Origin of the sequence: Promicromonospora sp. NPDC059942, assembly GCF_042731755.1 — a bacterium.
Lineage (GTDB): Bacteria > Actinomycetota > Actinomycetes > Actinomycetales > Cellulomonadaceae > Promicromonospora.
Genome location: NZ_JBHWLR010000026.1, coordinates 24,301 through 27,709 on the forward strand (window position 1 = coordinate 24,301; position 3,409 = coordinate 27,709).

General features: G+C 75.9%; 3 protein-coding genes. 1 reads left to right on the forward strand and 2 read right to left on the reverse strand.

The window, feature by feature from the left end:
• Window positions 1-168 precede the first annotated feature (168 nt).
• Together ACFV9Q_RS26405 and ACFV9Q_RS26410 are read right to left on the reverse strand one after the other, a co-directional pair.
• Window positions 169-828, reverse strand: a complete 660-nt coding sequence (locus ACFV9Q_RS26405) for a response regulator (RefSeq protein WP_377236887.1) — start codon at window positions 826-828, stop codon at window positions 169-171.
• Complete coding sequence (locus tag ACFV9Q_RS26410; RefSeq protein ID WP_377236888.1) at window positions 825-2,363, reverse strand: sensor histidine kinase; 1,539 nt, start codon at window positions 2,361-2,363, stop codon at window positions 825-827. The genes ACFV9Q_RS26405 and ACFV9Q_RS26410 overlap by 4 nt, the downstream gene beginning before the upstream one ends.
• 108 nt (window positions 2,364-2,471) lie before the next feature.
• Here ACFV9Q_RS26410 and ACFV9Q_RS26415 point away from each other — a divergent pair, with 108 nt between their 5' ends.
• Entirely contained in the window at window positions 2,472-3,344 is an 873-nt protein-coding gene (locus ACFV9Q_RS26415) for a GAP family protein (protein WP_377236889.1), read from the forward strand.
• The last annotated feature ends 65 nt before the right edge of the window (window positions 3,345-3,409 follow it).

The following is a 3,409-nucleotide window of genomic DNA, read 5'->3' on the forward strand; positions in this document are numbered from 1 at the left end:
CCATGGGCGGAAGGGGGGGGGGAACACACCACCCCCCCGCCAAGGGTGGGGGGGGGTGGGGTGTTGGGGGGGCGGAGGGGCAGAAAAAAAAAACCCCCCCCCCCCCAACGCTCGGGGGTCGGGTCGGGTCGGGTCGAGGCAGGGCAGGGCAGGGCAGGGCGGGGCGGGTCAGGCCAGGCCTGCGTCCCGGGCGGCGATCGCCGCCTGGACGCGGGACGTCACGCCGAGCTTGGCGAGCACGCGCGACACGTGGGTCTTGGCGGTGGCCTCGCTGATGGTCAGCTCGGCGGCGAGCTCGGCGTTCGACAGGCCGGAGCCCAGCCCCGCCAGCACGTCGCGCTCGCGCGGCGTCAGGTCGGCGGGCAGGGCCGCCGGCCCGGACCCGCCCCGGTGGCCGACGCCGTTGCGGGCCGGCGCGGACAGCTCCGCGATGAGCCGCCGGGTCACTTCCGGGGCCACCACGCCGTCGCCGGCGGCGACGTGCCGGACCGCGTCCACCAGGGCGGACGCCTCCGCGGTCTTCAGGAGGAAGCCGACCGCCCCGGCGCGCAGCGCGCCAAACACGTACTCGTCGAGGTCGAAGGTCGTGAGCACCAGGACCTCCGACAGCCCCTCCTCCACGATCTGCCGGGTGGCGGTCACGCCGTCGGTGCCGGGCATGCGGACGTCCATCAGCACCACGTCGGGGCGCAGCGCGCGGGCGTTGGTGACCGCGACCGCGCCGTCGCCCGCCTCGCCGACCACCTCGATGTCGCCGGCCGTGGCGAGCAGCATGCGCAGACCCGCGCGGATCGCCGCGTGGTCGTCGGCGAGCAGGACGCGGATCATGCGGTGACGCCCGGCGCCGGGCGCTGCGCGGAGACCGCGCCCGCGCCCGTGCCCGCCCTGGTGCCGATGCCGGCTCGGTCGGGCAGGGGCAGGACGGCGCGGACCAGCCACCCCGCCGGCGTCGGCTCGGACCGATGGTGAGCCGACGGCGCCCCGGCGTCCCCCGGCCCCGCCCAGAACGATCCGCCGAGGGACTCGACGCGCTCCCGCATCGAGACTAGCCCGATCCCGGTGCCCTCACCGACGTCCGCCCGGGGACGGGCCGCCCGGGCGTGCGCCGCGCCGACGTCGTGCACCTCGATCTCGAGCGGACCATCGGCGGCGAAGCTCAGGTCGGCTCGTGCGCCGCCGTGCTTGTGGACGTTCGTCAGCGCCTCCCGGACCACCCGATACACCGCGTGGTCCACCGCGGCGGGCAGGGGCGTCGCGCCCGTCAGGACGCCGTCCGGGTCGGACACGGCCAGGTCCAGCCCGGCGAGCCGCGCCTGCTCGATCACCGGAGCGAGCTGGGCGGCACGCGACGCCGCCACGAGGTCGGCGCGGTACCCCGTGCCGCCCGCGTCGTCCGTGCCCCCGGCCTGGCCGGCGACCTGCTGCATGGTGCCGTCCCGCCCAATACCGTCGTGCCCGGCACCGTCCTGCCCGCCGTCGCCCGGCCCGGTGCCGCCCTGCCCGGCGTCGCCTCGCCTGGCGCCGTCCGGCCGCGTCCCGCCGGGCTCCGTGTCGGTCCGCAGCACCCGGATCATCGCCTGCATGTCCTGCAGCGAGGCGAGGCTCTCCGCGCGGATGCTGCGCAGCGCGGCCCGGTCCCGCTCCGGCTCGGCGGCGCCCGCGAGCGCCCCGCCGGAGGTGATGGCGATGGCGGAGAGGTGCGAGGCGACGACGTCGTGCAGGTCGCGGGCGACGGTCGCGCGCTCGGCGCGGACGGCGTCGTGCCGTGCAGACTCGGCGAGGCGGAGCAGCGCGGCGCCGCGTTCGCGTTCGAGCCGCTCCCGCTCGCGCGCGGCGGCGGTGAGCTCGCGGCCCTGCCGCACGTTCGTGCCCCACCACATCGGCATGACGAGGAGCGTGACCGCCTGCAGCCCGATCAGGACGGTCGGCCGGAGCCCGCCGATGACGATCGCTATGACCGTCATCAGGCCGACGACGGCGAGCGTGACGCCGACGATGCTGACCCGGCGTGCCGTCCGGGTGCCGTGCAGGTGGACGGCGTACAGCGCCTCCCACACGATCACGACGAGGCCGACGCTGCCGCCGAGCACGATGTCGGCGACGAAGGCGACGGTGGCGACCCCGAGGGCGCCGAGCGGGTGGACCCGGCGCCAGATCAGCGCGGTGCAGCCGACGACGGCCGGGAGGACGAACCACCAGGACGGCGCGTCGGGCAGACCGCTCCACGAGGTGCGGATCAGGCCGAGCGCGTCGAGCGCGAGGGCGAGGGCAAAGAGGCTCGCCGCCGTGATGACGTCGCCGCGCCGGTCCTCGGCCATGACGACCTTGGCGACGGGTGCGATCAGCTCGGACAGGCGGGACATGCGTCCATCTCAGCACGAGGCGGTGCGCGACGTGTCATCCGAAGGATGTATCGGGTCTCGGCGGTTCGGCGGATGTGCTCGTGCGCGGCAGGCACCAGGCTGACGGGCATGGACCTCATCTCCGGCGAGCTCACGGGTGCCGCGCTGATCGGTGCGCTGGCCGTGCTCGCGCTCATCGACTCGACGAGCTTCGGCACCCTGCTCATCCCCGTGTGGCTGCTCATGGCGCCCGGCCGGGTGCGCGTGGGGCGGATGATCGTCTACCTCGGGTCGATCGCGGGTTTCTACGCCCTGGTCGGGTTGGCGATCCTCCTGGGAGCGGGAGCGCTGAGCGACACGCTGTCCTCCCTGTCCAGCGCGCGCCCGTTCCTGATCGCGCAGCTCCTGGTCGGCATCGGCCTGTTCGCGTGGAGCTTCAAGCTGGAGCCCTCCAAGGAGCGCAAGGCCGTCGATGCGATGGCGGTCGAGGCAGTGGCGGGCAGGGCGGCAGCGGCCGGCGCCGCAGCGACGGCAGCGGCCGGCGACGCAGCGACGGCAGCGGCCGGCGACGCAGCGACGGCGGCGCCCGACGCGCCCGGCGCCGGAGTCCCGGCGGCACGCCCGGGCAGGCTGAGCCGCTGGCGCGAGCGCGCGCTCGGGAGCGAGTCCGGCGGCTGGACGGCGCTGGCGGGGCTCGCGGTCGGGGCCGGCCTGGTGGAGGTCGCGTCGATGCTGCCCTACCTCGCGGCACTGGGCCTGATCGGCACGCAGGGCCCGGGCTGGCCGATGTCGGGGCTGTGGGTCCTGGGCTACTGCCTGGTGATGATCGCACCCGCGCTGGTGCTCACGGCGGCCCGCCTGTTCGCCGCGCGGCTCGTGGAGCGTCCGCTGCGGCGGCTCGACGGCTGGCTCACCAGGAACGCCGCGAGCACGACCGCCTGGGTGGTCGGCATCGTGGGGTTCCTCGTGGCCCGGGACGCGATCGGCCGCCTCTGGGGCTGACGGCGGCGGGGGGGGACGGGACGGGAGGCGCCCCCCACAACAACCCTACAAAGTCCGCAAAGCAG

Excerpts from the sequence above, each read along its gene's own strand:
- ACFV9Q_RS26405 (WP_377236887.1), bottom strand. The coding sequence starts at position 828 with ATGATCCGCGTCCTGCTCGCCGACGACCACGCGGCGATCCGCGCGGGT.
- ACFV9Q_RS26410 (WP_377236888.1), bottom strand. The coding sequence starts at position 2,363 with ATGTCCCGCCTGTCCGAGCTGATCGCACCCGTCGCCAAGGTCGTCATG.
- ACFV9Q_RS26415 (WP_377236889.1), top strand. The coding sequence starts at position 2,472 with ATGGACCTCATCTCCGGCGAGCTCACGGGTGCCGCGCTGATCGGTGCG.